9 protein-coding genes are annotated in these 17,739 nt (G+C 60.0%); 8 read left to right on the forward strand and 1 reads right to left on the reverse strand.

The features are described from left to right. Positions 1–192 precede the first annotated feature (192 nt). Both ABE483_RS03455 and ABE483_RS03460 read left to right on the forward strand, forming a co-directional pair. The gene (locus ABE483_RS03455; protein WP_313219857.1) at positions 193–1,869 is read left to right on the forward strand and encodes an electron transfer flavoprotein-ubiquinone oxidoreductase; all 1,677 of its coding nucleotides are present in this window, start codon (positions 193–195) and stop codon (positions 1,867–1,869) included. A gap of 98 nt (positions 1,870–1,967) precedes the next feature. Continuing rightward, a complete protein-coding gene (locus ABE483_RS03460) occupies positions 1,968–2,357 on the forward strand; it encodes a c-type cytochrome (RefSeq protein WP_346481119.1) in 390 nt (129 codons plus the stop codon). Positions 2,358–2,372: 15 nt separating this feature from the next. Here ABE483_RS03460 and ABE483_RS03465 read toward each other — a convergent pair whose 3' ends face one another. Then, a complete protein-coding gene (locus tag ABE483_RS03465; RefSeq protein WP_346481120.1) occupies positions 2,373–5,945 on the reverse strand; it encodes a transporter substrate-binding domain-containing protein in 3,573 nt (1,190 codons plus the stop codon). Positions 5,946–6,019: 74 nt separating this feature from the next. Here ABE483_RS03465 and ABE483_RS03470 point away from each other — a divergent pair, with 74 nt between their 5' ends. The 6 genes from ABE483_RS03470 to ABE483_RS03495 all read left to right on the forward strand — a co-directional run bounded on the left by ABE483_RS03470 (position 6,020) and on the right by ABE483_RS03495 (position 16,285). Next, positions 6,020–6,658: a response regulator transcription factor gene (locus ABE483_RS03470; RefSeq protein WP_313212641.1), complete on the forward strand. Its 639-nt coding sequence runs from the start codon at positions 6,020–6,022 to the stop codon at positions 6,656–6,658. 604 nt (positions 6,659–7,262) lie between these two features. Continuing rightward, positions 7,263–8,042 carry a hypothetical protein gene (locus tag ABE483_RS03475; RefSeq protein ID WP_346465387.1) on the forward strand — a complete coding sequence of 260 codons (780 nt, stop codon included), beginning with the start codon at positions 7,263–7,265 and terminating at the stop codon, positions 8,040–8,042. Continuing rightward, positions 8,035–11,343 (forward strand): DEAD/DEAH box helicase, encoded by a 3,309-nt coding sequence (locus ABE483_RS03480; protein ID WP_346465385.1) that lies wholly within the window; start codon positions 8,035–8,037, stop codon positions 11,341–11,343. The genes ABE483_RS03475 and ABE483_RS03480 overlap by 8 nt, the downstream gene beginning before the upstream one ends. A gap of 252 nt (positions 11,344–11,595) precedes the next feature. Continuing rightward, entirely contained in the window at positions 11,596–12,048 is a 453-nt protein-coding gene (locus ABE483_RS03485) for a hypothetical protein (RefSeq protein ID WP_346465383.1), read from the forward strand. A 798-nt stretch (positions 12,049–12,846) separates the two neighbouring features. Continuing rightward, a complete protein-coding gene (locus tag ABE483_RS03490; RefSeq protein WP_346465381.1) occupies positions 12,847–15,240 on the forward strand; it encodes a hypothetical protein in 2,394 nt (797 codons plus the stop codon). After that, positions 15,230–16,285, forward strand: coding sequence for a hypothetical protein (locus ABE483_RS03495; protein ID WP_346465379.1), 1,056 nt, complete (start codon positions 15,230–15,232; stop codon positions 16,283–16,285). Before ABE483_RS03490 ends, ABE483_RS03495 begins: the two co-directional genes overlap by 11 nt. The last annotated feature ends 1,454 nt before the right edge of the window (positions 16,286–17,739 follow it).

Here is a 17,739-nt window from a genome sequence, read left to right on the forward strand (position 1 = left end):
GGTTGCTGCGCCGCAGCATCCCGGTATCCAGCACGCGCCGACACCGCTCTCATCGTCGGCGATCTAGGCTTACATGCGCCGTGCCGGTACTCTGGCGCACTGATCCACCGTTTCGCCGTGGTGTGACACGCGCGATTCCCAGGCAACCGCCGCCGTTCAACCCGCGGCACTACCCAAGAGTTACGCAGCCCCATGAGCGAAGAAATCAACGTCCTGCCCCCGCGTGAAGTGATGGAATTCGATGTGGTGATCGTCGGTGGCGGCCCTGCTGGCCTGGCCACGGCGATCCGGCTGCGCCAGCGCGCCATCGAGGCTGGCCGCGAGCTGTCGGTCTGCATCCTGGAGAAGGGCTCCGAACCCGGCGCGCACATCCTGTCCGGCGCGGTGATGGACCCACGCGCGTTGACCGAACTGTTCCCGGACTGGGCCGAGCGCGGCGCGCCGCTGAAGCAGAAGGTCACCCGCGACGAATTCCTGTTCCTCAATGAAACCGGGTCGCGCAGCACGCCCAACGCGTTGCTGCCGGAGTGCTTCCACAACGAAGGCAACTACATCGTCAGCCTGGGCGAGGTCACCCGCTGGCTGGCGCAGCAGGCCGAAGCGCTGGAGGTGGCGATCTTCCCCGGCTTCCCGGCAGCGGAAGTGCTGTACAGCGACGACGGCGCGGTGATCGGCGTGGCCACCGGCGACATGGGCATCGAGAAGAACGGTCAGCCCGGCCCGGCGTTCGAGCGCGGCATGGCGCTGCACGCCAAGTACACGATCTTCGCCGAAGGCTCGCGCGGCCATCTCGGCCGCCAGCTGATCGCCCGCTTCCAGCTCGATGCCGGCAAGGATCCGCAGGCCTACGGCATCGGCATCAAGGAACTGTGGCAGATCGATCCGGCCAAGCACGAACCGGGCCTGGTGGTGCACGCCGCCGGCTGGCCGCTGGACAACGCCACCTACGGTGGCGCGTTCCTGTACCACGCCGAGGGCGGCAAGGTGTCGATCGGCTATGTGGTCGGCCTGGACTACAGGAATCCGTGGCTGAGCCCGTTCGAAGAGTTCCAGCGCTTCAAGACGCACCCGGACATCCGCAAGCACCTGGAAGGGGGCAAGCGCATCGGCTACGGCGCACGCGCGATCACCGCCGGCGGCCTGATGTCGCTGCCCAAGACGGTGTTCCCCGGTGGCGCGCTGGTCGGCTGCGAGGCCGGCTACCTCAACGTCAGCCGGATCAAGGGCAGCCACGCCGCGATCAAGACCGGCATGCTCGCCGCCGATGCGGCCTTCGATGCGCTCGCCGCTGATCGCCAGCACGACGAGTTGAGCGCCTATCCGAAGGCGTTCGAGAGCAGCTGGCTGCATGCCGAGCTGCAGCAGGCCAAGAACTTCAAACAGTGGTTCAAGAAGGGCCAGACCGTGGCCACGCTGATGACCGGCATCGAGCAGTGGCTGCTGCCCAAGCTGGGCATCCGCAACCCGCCGTGGACGCTGCGCCACAGCACGCCGGACCACGCGTGCCTGGAGCCGGCGTCGAAGCACGCGAAGATCACTTATCCCAAGCCCGATGGCGTGCTCACCTTTGATCGGCTCAGCTCGGTGTTCCTGAGCAGCACCAACCACGCCGAAGACCAGCCCAGCCACCTGACGCTCAAGGACGCCAGTGTGCCGGTGCGGATCAACCTGAGCGAATACGCCGGGCCGGAAGCGCGTTACTGCCCGGCGGGCGTGTACGAGTTCGTCGGCAGCGATGGTCATGAGCAGTTGCAGATCAATGCGCAGAACTGCGTGCACTGCAAGACCTGCGACATCAAGGATCCGACCCAGAACATCGTCTGGGTGACCCCGCAGGGCGGCGGCGGCCCGAACTACTCGGGGATGTGACCGGCCCGACCTGCGACCACCGGTCGCAGGTCATCGGATGCGGCAGGCGCCACCGCGCTCGCTATCCTGAGCGTCCTGTTGGACCTGACCGTTGCGCCATGGCCCCTGCTTTCCGATCGACATTGGCGTTACTGGCCTGCCTGCTGCTGGCAGCGTGTTCGCGCACCCCGCAAACGCCGGAGCAGGCCCATCAGCAGGATCTGCAGCGCGCGTTCGCGATCTGCGCCGGCTGCCACACGGCCAGCCCCGGGGGTGTGCACCGCTTCGGCCCGAACCTGCACGGCGTGATCGGCCGGCGCGCCGGCAGTGTCACCGGCTACCCGTACTCCACCGCCATGCGCGAGGCCGGGCTGACCTGGAACGAGCAGACCCTGGATGCGTTCCTGCGCTCGCCGACCCACGTGGTGCCGGGCACCCGCATGGTCAACACCACCGCCGACCCGGAGCGCCGGCGGCAGGTGATCGAATACCTGCAGCAGCAGCGATGATCGGCAGGGCGCCGGTCAGGACGCCTGCAGCTGCACCAGATAAGCGCGCAACGCCGCATCGAATGCGCTGACCGCCTCGGCGTGCGCCGCCACGCCTTCGTCGTCGACGCGTTCCATCAGGCTGCGCGCCTGTAGCGCCAGCGCATCGGCCCCCAGCGTTGCCACGGCCCCCACCAGCCGGTGCAGCACATTCACCAGCGCGGGCCCGGCCTGCGCATCCAGGGCTGCCTGCAGCTTCACCAGATCCTCGGCCGAGGCCGTGCACAGGCTCTCGATCAGCACGCCAGCCACGTGCTCCGAACCAAACCGGCGCACGAGCGCGGCCCGGTCCGGCGGTGCGTCATCCGTACCCGATGCCTGCACCGCGCCGGACGGCGGGCGATCCCCGTCCGGCAGCCACTGCACCAGTGCCTGGCGCAAGGCGCCCAGTGCGACCGGCTTGGCCAGCAGATCGTCCATGCCGGCCTCGCGGCAGCGCTGCAGATCGTCCTCCATCGCGCTGGCGGTCAGCGCGATCACCGGCAGCCGGGCGCTGCCGCGGTCGCGCTCCTGCTCGCGGATGCGGCGGGTCATGGCATAGCCGTCCATGACCGGCATCCGGCAGTCGGTAAGGACCAGGTCGAAACGGGTACGCGCCAGCAGCGCCAGTGCCTGTTCGCCGTTCTCGGCCAGCACGTGTGGCAGGCCCAGCTGTTGCATGCGCCACCCCATCAGCGCCTGGTTGGTGGGATGGTCCTCCACGATCAGGATGCGCCGCTGCTGCACTGCGGTAGGCAACGGCACCGCCTGCGTGTGTTCTTCCGCGGCGCCGGGCGGTTCGTCCACCGGCACCACCGGTACGGTCAGCAGCACCTCCACGCGCGTGCCCTCACCGGGCACGCTGTGCAGCGTCAGCGTGCCATGCATCATCGCCACCAGGCGCTGGCAGATGCTCAGCCCCAGCCCGGTGCCACCGTACTGGCGGCTGGTCGCCGCGTCGGCCTGTACGAACGGCGCGAACAGCCGTTCGCGCTGCTCGGGCGAAATGCCGATGCCTGTATCGCGAACGGTCAGGCGCAGCCGCTGCGCGCCGTCGGCCTCACCGTCGAGCACCGCCAGCGCGATGCCGACCTCGCCGGCACGCGTGAACTTGATGGCATTGCTGAGCAGGTTGAATGCGATCTGCCGCAGGCGCATGCCATCGATCAGGTGCATGGCCGCGAGCGCGTCGTCGATCTGGATCTGCAGGTCCAGTCCCTTGGCCACCGCCTGTGGGGCAAGCAGCTGCTGCACATTGCCAAGCAATGCGCGCAGCGCGACCGGATGCGGTTGCAGCGACAGCGCGCCGGCCTCGATCTTGGAGTAGTCCAGCAGGTCATCGAGGATCTGCCGCAGCATCTGCGCCGAGTCCTCGATCACGCTGATGATGCGGCGCTGCTCGCCATCCAGCGAGGTATGCGAGAGCACCTCCACCATGCCCAGCACGCCGGACATCGGCGTGCGGATCTCGTGGCTCATCGTGGCCAGGAATTCGGATTTGGCGGCGGTGGCGCGCTCGGCGGCCGCCTTGGCCAGCGCCAGCGCGTCGGCCTGGGCGCGCGCATCGGTCACATCGATCCAATAGCCGCTCCACAGCAGCACCCCGTCCTCGGCGTCGTAGGGCAGCGCGCGCGAACGTACCCAGCGCAGCATGCCACTTGGGCGGGTGCGGAATTCCATGTCCAACGGGGCGAAGTCACGCGCGGCGCTTTCCATGGCCTGGCGCACACTGGCGCGATCACGCTCGTCGATGCGCGCCATCAGCGCGCTTTCATCGGCCATCGCCTCGGCCGCGGTGAGCCCGAACAGCGCTTCGGTGTCACCGGCGATATACGGCAGCGACAGCCGGCCATCCCGTTCGCGACGGCCCTGGTAGACGATCGCCGGCAGGTTGTCGGTGACGTCGGCCAGGCGCTGCTCGGCACGGCGGCGCATCGCCACTTCACGGCGCAGGCGCCAGTGGCCCCACCCATGGACGAGCAGTGCGGTCAGCAGCACCAGGGCCAGCGGCACCGCCCAGCGCGCGATCCTGCGCCAGTCCAGATCGCTGCGGTACTCGGCCGACAACCAGTCGCTGCGGATCGCTTCGTGCTCGCGCGCGCTCATGTTCAACAGCAGGCGGTCGAACGTGGTGGCCAGCGGCGCGTACTGGCGTTTGACCGCCAACGACAGGCGATCGCTGAATCCTGCCGGCGCTGCCACCTGCAGCTGCGCGGGATAGTGATCACGCACGATCCGATCGATGACGGCCAGGTTGCCGATGTAGGCATCGGCGTCTCCCTTGGCCAGCCGTGCCAGCGCCAGTTCGGCGCTGCGCGCGGGCACGATGCGCGCATTGGGGGCCTGCTGCAGGACATACCCGCGCAACCGCTCCGGATCGGACAGCAGGATGCTGCGGCCATCCAGATCGGGCACGCCCAGCACCGATGCACTGCCACTGGCTGTCACCACGACGTCGGGAACGGTGATGAAGGGCTGGCTGAACACCCAGCCGTCGCCCAGGTAGTTCGAATCGTTGGGGATGCCCATGATCGCGTCGACCTCGCCACGGCGCAGCTGCTCGCGCACATCGAACCAGTCGTGCGCCGGCACCCGCGTGAGCTGCGCCCCCACCGTGCGCAGCAGGCGCAGGTACTCGGCCGAGACACCGCTGGGCCGGTCGGCACTGTCGATGAAGGCCAGCGGTGCCGCGTTCGGCGCGAAAGCAAGGCGCAGCGGCGTTTCCAGGACACGCCTCTCCGCGTTGCCCAGGATCACCTGCGACTGCACCGACCATCGCGGCGTCGGGAGCCAGCGCCGTTCCAGGCGCTCGCGCTCGCTCTCGGCGAGCGCGGCCAGGCCCATGTCCAGCGCTTCAGCCAAGGGCTGCTTGGCGTTGGGCACACCGAAATGCAGCCGCTCCGGTGGCAGGTCGCTGGGGCGCAGCAGGCTGACATCGGTCAGCCGTCGCTCGGCGATCAGGGTCGTGGCCACATAAGCGTTGCCGATGTAGACATCGGCCTCGCCCCTGCCGACCATGGCCAATGCGGCGGCGGTGCTGGCCGCGGTCACGCGCCGGGCTTCGGGAAAGCGCGCGCGCACTTCGTCGCTGGTGACGAACTCGCGCTCGGTGACCACGCGCAGGCCGCGCAGGTCAGGATCAGACGATGCCCGGGTTTCGCCGGGGCGGCCCACCAGCGCCAGTGGCGCATGGGCATAGGGGCGGGTGTAGACCATGCAGCGCGTGCGATCAGCGGTGAGGGTGATGTTCATCACCACATCGACTTCGCCCCGACATGCCGCCTCCAGGACGTCGGTCCAGTCGCGATACATCCGCACCTGCACCTGCACCCCCAACTGCCGGGTCAGCAGGCTGAGATAGTCGTAGCCGAGGCCGACCGGCGTGCCGTCGCGCATGGACTCGAATGGCGGCCAGCCGCTGTCGTACATACCCAGGATGATGGTAGGGTGCCTGCCAAGCCACTCGCTCTGGTGGGCGGGCAAGGGAGGCGACGAAGCAGCGGATGCCTGCATGCCCATCGCCATCGCGAGCACGAACAGAACCAGCCAGCGAACGACGTGGGTACGCATGCTGCCTGATCTCCGTAGAATGACATTCCCATCCCGGCACGGCCCGACGGCTGCCTCACAGGCAATACTAGTCCATGACCCTGCGCATTATCATTGCCGATGACCATCCAGTCGTACGGATCGGCACGAAGGCCGTGATCGAATCCAGCGGCGTTGGCCAGGTGGTGGCCGAGGCCAGCACCGTGGCCGAGCTGATGACCGCACTGGGCGACCACGAGTGCGATGTCCTGGTCACCGACTACTCCATGCCCGGCGGCGCGCAGGCCGATGGCTTCGCGATGATCGCCATGATCCGCCGTCGTTTTCCCGAGCTGCCGGTGCTGATGCTCAGCGTGTCCAACAATCTGGCGATCCTGCGCATGGTCGTCGCTACCGGCGTGCTGGGGCTGGTCGACAAGACCTCGTCGATGGACGAACTGCCGCTGGCGATCCAGACGGTGCAGCGTGGCATGTCCTACGTCAGCCTGTCGCTGAAGGAACGCATTGACGCAATCGGCACGGAGAGTGTCGAGGAAGGCGAAGCCCGTCCCCTGTCACCGCGCGAAGTGGAAGTGCTGCGTCTGCTCGGCAGCGGCATGACGGTCAAAGAGATCGCCATCCATCTGCACAAGAGCGTGAGCACCATCAGCCGCCAGAAAGGCGATGCGATGTTGAAGCTCGGTCTGAAAGGCGACGCCGAGTTGTTCGATTACCTGCGCGACGGCGAACGCTGATCCCAGACGCCCGATAGCGGGCGCGTTTCTCATTTTTCTGCGCCGGCGATGCACCGTCATCGTCGTCATGCAGTGCGCGCGTGCATAGCAGATTAGCCATCTCCCCATAGTTTGGACGCCACCTAGAGCAATAGTTGCGACGTTTCGGAGAGATTTATGCACTGACTATGCTCACAGCTGAGTACATAGCTTGGCACACGACTCCATAGGCCATTGATTTTAAAGGCGATTGACGCATAGTTCGTGCATCCGGCAGCAAATGCACAGACTATGCGCAGATGACAGATAGCCACCGCCCAATCGAGGTCGCTGTCTGATGCTGGGAGTTGGGAAGTTTGATGAAGTCGCCCAAGGATTGCGGGACGTGCTAGATGGTTGCGAACCGTCCAAATATCGATCTATTTGGCACCCAAAGGGTAAGCGTGAAGGGCCGCTCCATTCAATCGATTGATTCACAAGACTTTTTTCGACATCCGGCGGGTCCCCTCTGTAAGGCTAGTAACACAGTCACCAGATTGCTACAGGGCGTGCATCACTGTGAGTGTGTGGTATACGTCTTGTGAAGAAGCTATAGACACGGAAGCTGAATTGGGGGCAGCTGGAGATGGCAATTGAAACGAGACCGTATACCGTGGCTTCGCTCTGCGACGGCAATGAGTGGTCAGTCCCGGATGCAGACCTCTTGGCAGTTCAGATTGCCATGGTCGCCTTAGGTCAAGCGGATCATTTGGCAGAGATCCTAAAGGCCTCCGGAGTTCCGCAAGTGGAAGCAGACGGTATCGCCAGATCGGAAGCCATTAAACTCGTCACGGCCAGCGCAGATAACCCTTACCACCGCGATGGCTGGTTGTTCCAAGTCATGTCGTGGATATGCGCGCATCGCCTCAATGCAAACTCAGCTATCCGAACACCACACATGATTCTTGCCCACAAAGGGCTGGACGGCCTGCAAGTTGAGGCAGGTGAGAATGGAATTAGCCATGTCGTAATCTTCGAGGACAAGGCGACAGATAATCCCCGGGATGTGATCCGTGATGAGGTCTGGCCAGAATTTCGCGAACTGGAGTCTGGGTCCCGTCAGAACATGATTGCTGCAGAAGTGGTTTCCCTACTCAAGAGTTCTGGCTATCCAAACGCCACCGATGCAGTTAAGAGCATCATCTGGAGAGAAGCCAGGGTGTTCAAGGCATCCATCACGGTTGGAGACTATCATGCATCGCCGCGAGGTCTGAGTTCACTCTTTATGGACTATGACGAAGTTGTCAAAGGCGACATGAGCCGACGTAGAGGGGACATCTTTCATGTCGCCGACCTGCGAGGATGGATGCAGGAGCTAGCCGAGAAAGTAGTCGCCATTCTTGATTCCGGGGTGAAGAGTGTTTGATCGAGAGACCCTGGATCTAATAGCATCCGCCCCCAGCCTTCAGGGGCTTGAGTCCCGGGATTTGGCGAAGGAGCTAACCGCTGCTTACACAAGGATCGTTGCCGCACGAATAAGGCTTCGTAGTGGTGAAGAGGCTGATCACGGCATCGACAGCCTAATTGACGAGATGCGAAGGCTTGCATTCGTACAAGAGTCGCTGGTTTCTCTGGCCCCAGAGTCTGATATCAGGAGGTCAGCGGCGTTTGTCGCAGGGACCGCGCATCATGTGGTTTTTCAAGCAGAGGCACTCTCTGCTGAAGCATCTGCCAGCTGGGAGCTTAGGCTGGACGCGATACCGGCGGGCATTTCCTCTTCGCTGCTGTTTCTAATTGCGCAGTCTCATGCGGACGCGGTGGAAATGACGAAGACGATGGCTCCGCCTGAAAGCTCCGGGAGTGTAAGTTCGTCGCTCATCGACGCACTTCGACGCCTCATCAGAGGCGATCTTGCGACAGTGGCTACCGGTAGCAACTCGACAAGCAGTTGGATGGAGAGCCCTTCGCCTAGCATTGGCCTGGGTGCCACTGCTCTCTACGGCATGATACTTGACGGGGTCAGACTTCTTTCGAGCGAGCTGATGGGAAGGCCGGAGCCGGTCAGGAGCAGCAATGAGATTTTTTCACGTGTGGCCGAGCTATCCATTCGAAAAACAGAATCGACCAATCTCTCCAACCGGCCTGTAGTCTCTGAAAGTACTTACCCAGGGCCATTTCATCTGGCATCTTTGCTCTTGGCGGCAGGAACAGAACTCCGAGCGTCCTCGCTCGTATCGATCAAGCCGCCATCAGGAGTTCCAGAAGACAGGTGGCGCGAGAAAATGGGGTTGATTGCAGGTAGTAGACCCTATCTCTGGAAGAACCATCTACAGGCAGTTAGTAGAGGTTATCTTGATAATGGAGTTTCATCCGTAGTCAGCTTCCCAACCGGCGCAGGCAAATCCACTCTATCTGAGCTAAAGATCGCAAGTACGCTGCTGGCGAATCGGAAGGTGGTGTTCCTTGCGCCCACGCTTGCTTTGGTAGATCAGGTCGCCCGTTCTTTGGGGGCGGCTTTCCCATCTGGAGAAATTCAGAAGGAACGGAGTTCAGATTCTGTTGAAGACATCGTCAACGAGGGACTTCCTGAAATTTCAGTGATGACCCCTGAGCGTTGCTTGGCACTCCTCGGATACGAGCCCGCCGCGTTCGCTGAAGTTGGTCTTCTGACGTTCGACGAATTCCACCTCATCCACTCTGCCGGAGTTGGCCGTGACAGGAGATCCATCGATGCAATGGTTTGTCTACTGAACTTCACGCTTGCGGCTCCTTCTGCAGATCTTCTGTTGATGTCCGCAATGGTCAGCAATGCTTCGCAAGTGGCAGCATGGGTTGAAAACCTAACCAGCAGGCCATGCCTTGCACTGGATTTGAACTGGAAGCCCACTCGGCAGGTACGCGGTGTCGTGCTTTACCAAGCTGCCGAGGTCGCGTCGAGCCAGGCTGTGTTAGCTGCTGCAGCGAGGGCCAGAAGGACGGCGGCGCCTCCTGTCTCAGTAAGACGCCAATTGCAGGTTAAACCCTACGGCTTTATGGGCCTTCAGCAAACGTGGATGACCAACCATATAAGTGATTACCTCCTCGTTCCGCTGCTAGACCGAAATGTCAAGCTGGGTGCGGCGGGCACACGCACGTCGGACTGGTACCTTACCCCGAACTCCACCGAAGTTGCGGCAGAAATTGCCATCGGTGCAGCCACACGTTCTGCAAGCGAGACCTTGAAGACGCTGGTCTTTACCCAAACCATCCTTTGGGCAGCCAGTATCGCGAGGAAGGTTTCAGATGCGCTCCCAGTACGAACGATTTCACTGAACCAGTCTGAGCGGCAAAATTTTGACGCGGCACTCACCGAGCTGGGCGAACGTAGTGCTCTGTATGCTGACGTTGGCGACGGACACGATCTGAGAAGTCGGGCCCTTACGCATCATGGCCTGTTACTTCCGCAGGAGAGGGCCCTTCACGAATCACTTTACAGGCGGCCCGATGGGGTTGATGTCGTCGTAGCGACCTCAACCCTAGCACAAGGGATGAATCTACCAAGCCAAGTCGTGATCATATCCAGTGATCAGAGATTCGACGCCGACTCGGAGCGAATGGGGACTCTGGAGGCTCATGAGCTGCTGAATGCAGCGGGCAGGGCCGGGCGGGCGGGGGAAAATTCATTTGGCTTCGTCCTAGTTATCCCTGGTAGGGTTATGCGTTTCGACGGTGAGTCCAACACTATCAGTCGTTACTGGAATCAGCTTAGGGAGGTGTTCTCTCAAAGCGACCAGTGTTTGGCAGTTGAGGATCCGCTTGCTCGAGTGCTTGACCGGATGCATGCATCCACAGACGAGTTGGATGAAACCGCCCGATACATGCTTCGACGACTCCCGATTTCCTTTGATCGCGAGTCTTCTAGATCTGCCGTTCGCGAGTACCTTGGAAGAACGATGGGAGCCTTCTCAGCAAGTGCCCAAGGAGGCCAAGACTGGGTGGACGTAAGCTCCGAGGTAGTAGCTAGGTTCCGAGACGAATTCGGGGCTGAGCAGAATCCAGACTGGATAGACAAGTTGGCGGCTTCAACGGGAGTTGAGCCCACTGTCATCAGGGGCTTGGAGGCTCGTATGCAGAGGAACTGCCCAGGTGATTTCGCCAATGTGAGAGAGTGGACCGAATGGGTCTTTGACTGGCTTGCAGAAGACCCCTCTCTGGTCCCGCAGCTAGTGAGGAAGGGAAATCTTGAAGGCCTCTTTGAAAGAGACTACGCGCGATTTAGCTCAGACCGAGAAAAAGGGCAGTGGGCTATACCCCGGCTTCAAGAGTTGTTGCTCATGTGGATGGAGGGTAGGTCATTTGTAGAGATGGAAGTTTCGCAGGCCATCGGAGCTAGTAGTGCTGGCAAATGTAAATGCTCGCGGATATTTGCCTTGAGGGTAGTTCCCGACCTTTCATTCATCTTTGGCCTTCCGGAGCAGTTAATCAGAGCTAGGCGGAGGACTGCCAATGACGATGGCGAGTCCGCGGCAAGTGCTTCGAAGCTCTCTGCCTGCGTCAAAGAGGGCTACGCAGAGGTTGAACTTCTTGCACTGTCTTATGTAAAAAATCTTTCTATGGTCCGTCGTGCGGTTCATGAACTCTGGACCGATGTTGAGCGAATCGCACTGTCGCCAATACATCCTGAAAGGTGGGCTGAGACACTGGCTCGAGTGCGGTCGGCCCATCAGGTATACGAAGAGCTGAGGTAGTCATGAGAGGTGCAGCAGACATGCTCTCGTCTCGCTCCCGTGGCGACATCACTCTTGCCTGTCTACCCCAACAGTTTCACCGTAACTGACGGGGGGCTGGTGTGACATCCAACCTATTCTCACTGTTGTTGAAGTCGAGTTGACCGCGCGCCTTTGGCTCAGCTCGTGCCAAGTGCTCTCGATCAATGCCCCCATTTCGGCTTCTTTCATTCACAAGTGAACAAGGGAGCAAGTGTGAGCCGGCTTCAAGTAATGCTTGCCACCTACGTGCTTCTCACCGCCTGCGGACGCCACGGCGACTACAACGATTACGAAGCTGATGCAGAGGTGGCAGCTGCCGCGGCAGAGGATGCAACGCAAGCGACATACGAAGAGTACGGGGCCGACAGTGAAGGTACGGGGGCTGATCTCAGCAGTGTTGATCCTTACGCCATAGAAGACAGCGGCAACTATACTTGCACGCAAGATTGCTCAGGTCATGAAGCCGGCTTTGCGTGGGCACAGGCAAACGACATCTCTGACACGTCGGAGTGTGGCGGCAACTCTCAGCCCTTCATCGAAGGATGCGAAGCCTTCGTCGAGAATCGCCAGGAGTACGCCGATAAACAAGCACAGGAAGCCGCTTTGCAAGCGGCTGAGGCTGCCGGCAATGAAGCTGAGGAGTACGAAGACGATCGCGGGCACCTGATCGACGGGCGCTATTAGCGCAAGCGTTGGCTAGCTCGCTATCTGGCCAATCGCTAGTACTCATCCATAGGACTGAGCCGCCCAAGCTTCTGTGGACACCTAGCACACGTAATGGACTGGCCCCACCACTTCTCGCCGGCAGGGAAGCTGTCCGCGCAATCTGCAAAGTAAGGCCACAAAAGGCGCCATCCCGAAGGCGTCGGCTGTTACGCGTAAGCCTTTGATTTGATGGAGCCCATAACCATTTATGGCTCCTAATGGCCTGCCGAACCCAGATCGCTTGCAACGGACCGTGGATTCCGTATGTTTCGGTGGCATGAGCACCCTTTCACTACCAAGAGCAGCACTTCAATCCCAGTCCGAGGATGAACTGCTAGGGACGATCGTGGATGAGTTTGGACTCTACGTACGTATTGCCGATGCTTGGCAGGCCCTGGGCTTCCGCAGTCTCGAGGCAGCAAGGCGTGCCGCCGTCCAAGGCCGCCTAGGCGTTGACGTGGTGCATATGCCCGGCCGTCGAGGTCGCGTAGTCCCTTCACAAGCCCTCGCCCGCTGGCTCTTCGTGGCCTCAAGAAGCAGGACCCAATAACCTGCTCGCCCTCATTTCCGCAGCGACCGTACAGGAGAGCACCCATGCGATGAGCTGAGTTCAACCACTAGGGTAGAAACAACAAACCCCGGCTTGCAGGCCGGGGCTTGTGTGCAGCTAGCGTTTGGATCCGCTGAGCTGAATCTACCCCCGTCCCGTACTTCTTTCAAGTACCCGCGCGGCCGGGAGGGTGAGGTATTGCCCTCGCCCAGCCAAGGGAGGCCTAGATGACGCCAGATGAACTGCAAAACCACCTAAGAACCTTGGATCTTTCTTTAGAAGACCGGGCATTCGCGTTTGACCTGTACGGCCATGGTGCCGGGCGAACCGTCGGCGCCTATGCACTAGACAATGTGATTGTCGATTTCAGTTCCAAGAAGTGTCGCGCAATACGCCGGCTCGAAAGCCACACAGTTGAGCAGACATATGCCTTAGAGCTTGAGCTGGACCCCGACGTAATTTCGTATGTCTGCCAAGTCAGGTGTCACGGCATACGACGAGGACGCCACATAAGCACCGCACACGCAGATTTCTTCGTGATTCGGAGGTCGAATGTTGAGGTGGTCGAGTGCAAGTCGATCACCAAGCTTGATTCGCTGGTTAAGAAGAAGCCAGATGAGTGGATTCGGGATGGCAGCCATTACCGTAACCTGGCGTATGAGCGATGGGCGGAGTCGCATGGAATTACGTACGTCGTGCGGGCCACCTCCCCATACAACAGCCGCTACCTCCGGAACCTGCAGTTCATCTATCAGAGCTGGGATGAGGAGCTATCACTCGCCCGCCGCGAGGGATTCATAGAAGTCCAGAAGCGACTCACCGCAGGGCCTAAAAGCATCTCAACGTTGATGGTAGAGATAGCTTGGTTCAATGCCGGAATTGCCGCCGCCCTGCTCGCCGATAAGCTTCTTTTCGGCCCGATAGAACATGTGCCTCTCATAGACGTACGGAACTTCTACCTTAGCCTTAATCCGGAACAGGCGCTGGCCATCGGTGTGGAGTTCAGTAAAGGCATCGACGCTCTCTATCTGGACGCGAGCGATCCAATGTCACTCGCCAGTTCAACCGACGTGGAAAAAGCGGTTGCAAGACTCAAGAAGCTCGACCGAGTCATCGCAAGTGGAGAGCCCTTGCCTCGCCGCATGCGGGCTCTGGAAAGGAAAGTTAGGGCCGCACGCGCGGAGGGGCGAAATCCGCTGCAAGAAGCGCTTACCAAATATGCAAACTCCGGGAACAGGTCAAGCCGCCTCACGTCCACCCAAACGGAGGTTCTCAACAAAACAATCAAGTCCCACTGGCTAGGTGGCTTGGTGACGAGCAAGTCTGATCTACATCGAGAGCTCGTCGGCCAGTGTGAAAAGCTCGGCATAGTTGCGCCCGGTTATAAGGCGCTCCTAAGCCGAGTGAAGAACACGTCCCGAGCGGTTCGCGATCTTGCGGTTGGCGGAAAGCGTCGATATCAGGCAAATAAGCCTCGCTCTGACGCGCGCGTAAGATCGGGATCCGCACTGGCCGTACATTCCGTGCTTCACGTTGATGCGACAAAGATCGACCACAGAACATTCATCCAAGGACAAGAAGGCATGGAGGACCAGTGCCCGCTGCTCTATTGCGGACGCGACGAAGCTTCTGGACACGTCATGGCGCACGCGTTTGTCTTCGGTCCAGCCAGGCGGGATGGAATTCTCATACTCTTGCGGAACTATGTTCGAAAGCACCAGAAGCTCCCTCATTCAATACTGATCGATCGGGGCTCTGACCTAAAGTCCGTCCGATGTGAGGTCTGCCAGATACCTGGAGTAACATTTCTTACGGCGCCGACTGGCGGAAGCCGATATAACTCTGAGTGCGAGACCATCCAAGGCCAGATCAATGCGATGGTGAGTCATCGGTTGATCGGCAGCACGAAGCCCGATCAGGCCGGAAGAAGCGTCGACGGAAAGTTCAAGAGCCGCTCGACCGCTCGAATGGAGTTCTCGACCACCGAGTCCGAGATCAATGAGCTCCTGTACGGCCTGCTCCCACGGCTCCCTGGCGCAGATCACTGCGGATCTGGTGAGCGCATGGAAGAACTCATCCGCTTGGCACCTAACTCAGGCCTCCCCATCGTCTTGAACGACGACCTGCTTTTCCGCACCGCTGTGAAGCTTAAGTCAACGTCTTATGAGACAACGCGCGGATTCCGCTTCTGCGGAAGAAACTACACAAATTCAGAACTCTGTAGCCGCCTAGCCTCTGAGAAGATTCTGGAGGCGCGTCGGGACCCAGAAGATACAACATTCGTATGGATTCAGACGACCGCCAGGCGCTACAAAGCGTGGTGTTCTGAGGTTACCAAGATCGGCCACTACACGCCTGAAGATCGATTGTTCGAGGCAATGTGGGATCAGTTCCTTCGCCCGGAAACGGTGATTAGGAAGGAAGACATCCAAAGGCAGAACTACGAAAGGACCAGCGCGGCTAATGCAAGACAGCGCTCTTTGGATGCAGAGCAAAGGAAGGGTGAGAACAGTGCGCCTCCTCTTAGGAAATCAAAGCCGCTCAAAGCGGATGGCGGTCTGAAGATTGACTTCAGTGCTCTTCCTGACCTGGTCACCGAAGGTAGTCGCGATGAGCATTGAGTTTCCGTTGGTCAATCTGCTCTGTAACGAGTCACTTCCCTTCATTCCACACGAACGGTTCGTGACAGCTGAGCGCGAGATGCTTGGCTCCATTGCACGCGCGAGGCCCGGGGAGTTCGTATGGCTTGTTGCCCCGTCGTGGTCAGGCAAGAGTGAGCTGCGACGTCGTCTTATGCCATCGCTTGCAGGCCGACCTAAGCACTGGCCTATCGGCAGCATCCCCTTGATCTCAGTAAGAGCTGTCCTGAACCAAGGCGACAAGTTCAACCCCAAGGATTTTGCCTTGAGGCTCCATCAGGAGATCACAGAACCTGAGATAGGTTGGCTAGAGCCTGACTCCCATCTTGGCAGTCCCCACAGGTTTGACGAGTCTGCTGAAGAACGCGCGTCCTCTCATTTCTGGCAAGACGTTCGATCGCGTCGAGCGGAGAGAGAGCTCCGACTCTCCTTTGAAAGAATGGCGAAGGTTCGCGGCCTAAAGTACATAGTCATCGACGAAGTCGCAAATATCTGTCGAGTCACAAGGACGCAGAGTGCTCGCAACTACATGCTTGGAATCATGGCCCTCATCGAGGAGATCGGCTGCGCGGCGGTCATGTTCGGTACGCATGAGGCCTCTCCCCTCTATGAAGATGCTCAGGAAATCTTCAACCGCTCGGACATCGTCTACATGCGACCGTACAACCTGAAGATGCAGCAGGACCTAGTAGGCTACGCGACGTTGGTAAAGGCAATCGGCGCAGGCTTTCCGTTATCCCATCCCACTCTGCTTCAGGACAACCTGGAGCTGGTTGCATTGAATGGAGGAGGAATATTCGGCCCAACTGTAAGATATCTCCGACGTGCAAATGAGCTGAGGTGCAGAGCTGGATGCTCGAAGCTGACTTCTGACCACCTCAAATCGGCTTCAGGCACACCAAAGAACCACAGCTCGTTCTGGCGAGACATCGATCATTTCAATCGTCTTGCGAGCTCAAAGCCTACAACGTCACTAGCCGACTACTTGAACATTGAGCCTAGCGCTGACGGTGCGGCCGGCGCATGACAGTTCACATTCCAAACTGGACGAAGCTTCCACCCCTAAAGCTCATTGGGGCTGGGACCTCCGGCACTGAGTCCCTCAGTAGCTACTGCCTGCGACTAACGACCCTGTGCGCAGTTCCTTGGTCATCGTTTATCGCTCTTCTCGATGCTGCATCAGGGTCTGAGCCAGGCACTTACAACGATTGCTCGAGGCTATCCGGCTCCGGTCCTGTAGTGCGCAGGCGAGCGAAAGCGCTGGAACGATTAACCGGTCAGTCACTTCTAGGGGGAACGCTCCTAGGAATCGGTGAGCTTGTCTCAGGGAAGTCAGCGACGCTTTGCAAGGGTGCATCGTGGTGTCCAAGATGTCTAGTCGATAGCGTCCAGGAAGATGATTTTCCATATTCGCGTTTGATCTGGCGCTTCGCTGCGTACTCTCACTGTGCCACGCACGGAGCGAGAATTGAAAACACCTGTCCACACTGCGGCAGTTCTGGGTTCAGAGCTGTGAACATCTTAGTGTGTCCAGGATGCAAGGGCTCACTCACCGTCGGCGCACGCTTCGATCCTCCAAACCGTGCTGAGAAATGGACAAACCACTGCGTCGAAGAGCTAATCCAATGGACCGCCGATGACCCCGCTCGGGTTCTGGAAAGATCCAGGCTGTTAGCGTTTGTCCAAGCCGTGGACGATGTTGGCGAGGCCAAGAACCAACGTTACCGGCCACTCAAGACGCATAGAGAGGATTTCGTTCGCTACATGGTATGGCGCGACGCCAATGTTCCGACATTGAGATTGCGACCAAACATTGGGCGAGTAGACTTGGGGGACCTTCTCAGGGCGGCAGCGAGACAGTGTGTCTCTGTGCTGGACATGTTGCTCAGACCAGCAGAGTGCGCATCTGCGCTGCTGCCAGGGGTTCACTATTCCGTCGACATCCCACTTGGACGCGCAAATCTTCCCGATGCGTGGATAGCATTCTCCAAGACAATCGAGGCGTTGATTTCAGACACGGCTTGCCTCCTGCCCTCAATGCAGGAGTTGGCTCGCACTTGCGGGATTCGTGGCTACGACAGCAAATGTTTTCCCGGTCAGGTTGCCCGCTATTCCGCCCAGCTGCGCATGCAACGTACGCTGTATCGGGACGTTCCACCCCATCGCGTGAATGCTGCCTTTCATCAGTCCGTGCGACAGCTTAAGGAGGGCCTCACACCGCAGCAGGTGCATGGAGCGATTCAACGATCGTTGCCGGCGAACAGTGCGACTACCCGGCAGATTGTTCGATCAGCATCTATCGTGTATCAGTCCATGTTTCTCCTACGTACGCCATGAGGAGCGAAGGTAGTGAAGGAGATTGCGGGTGACTTCGCTTTTCAGCCCGAGTGTGGGGGCATCGACTTGAATCGAGCGTTCTGCGTCCTTATCGCTCCAAGTGACTTTCAGATATGGCTTGCGTCCTCGCGTCCGCTTTCGGCC

Source organism: Stenotrophomonas sp. TWI602, assembly GCF_039674045.1.
In the GTDB taxonomy this organism is placed as follows: domain Bacteria; phylum Pseudomonadota; class Gammaproteobacteria; order Xanthomonadales; family Xanthomonadaceae; genus Stenotrophomonas.

What these genes read in the sequence shown, in the direction of transcription:
- ABE483_RS03455 (WP_313219857.1), top strand. Translation starts at nt 193, where the DNA reads ATGAGCGAAGAAATCAACGTCCTGCCCCCGCGTGAAGTGATGGAATTC.
- ABE483_RS03485 (WP_346465383.1), top strand. Translation starts at nt 11,596, where the DNA reads ATGCTTGCCACCTACGTGCTTCTCACCGCCTGCGGACGCCACGGCGAC.
- ABE483_RS03465 (WP_346481120.1), bottom strand. Translation starts at nt 5,945, where the DNA reads ATGCGTACCCACGTCGTTCGCTGGCTGGTTCTGTTCGTGCTCGCGATG.
- ABE483_RS03470 (WP_313212641.1), top strand. Translation starts at nt 6,020, where the DNA reads ATGACCCTGCGCATTATCATTGCCGATGACCATCCAGTCGTACGGATC.
- ABE483_RS03490 (WP_346465381.1), top strand. Translation starts at nt 12,847, where the DNA reads ATGACGCCAGATGAACTGCAAAACCACCTAAGAACCTTGGATCTTTCT.
- ABE483_RS03495 (WP_346465379.1), top strand. Translation starts at nt 15,230, where the DNA reads ATGAGCATTGAGTTTCCGTTGGTCAATCTGCTCTGTAACGAGTCACTT.
- ABE483_RS03460 (WP_346481119.1), top strand. Translation starts at nt 1,968, where the DNA reads ATGGCCCCTGCTTTCCGATCGACATTGGCGTTACTGGCCTGCCTGCTG.
- ABE483_RS03475 (WP_346465387.1), top strand. Translation starts at nt 7,263, where the DNA reads ATGGCAATTGAAACGAGACCGTATACCGTGGCTTCGCTCTGCGACGGC.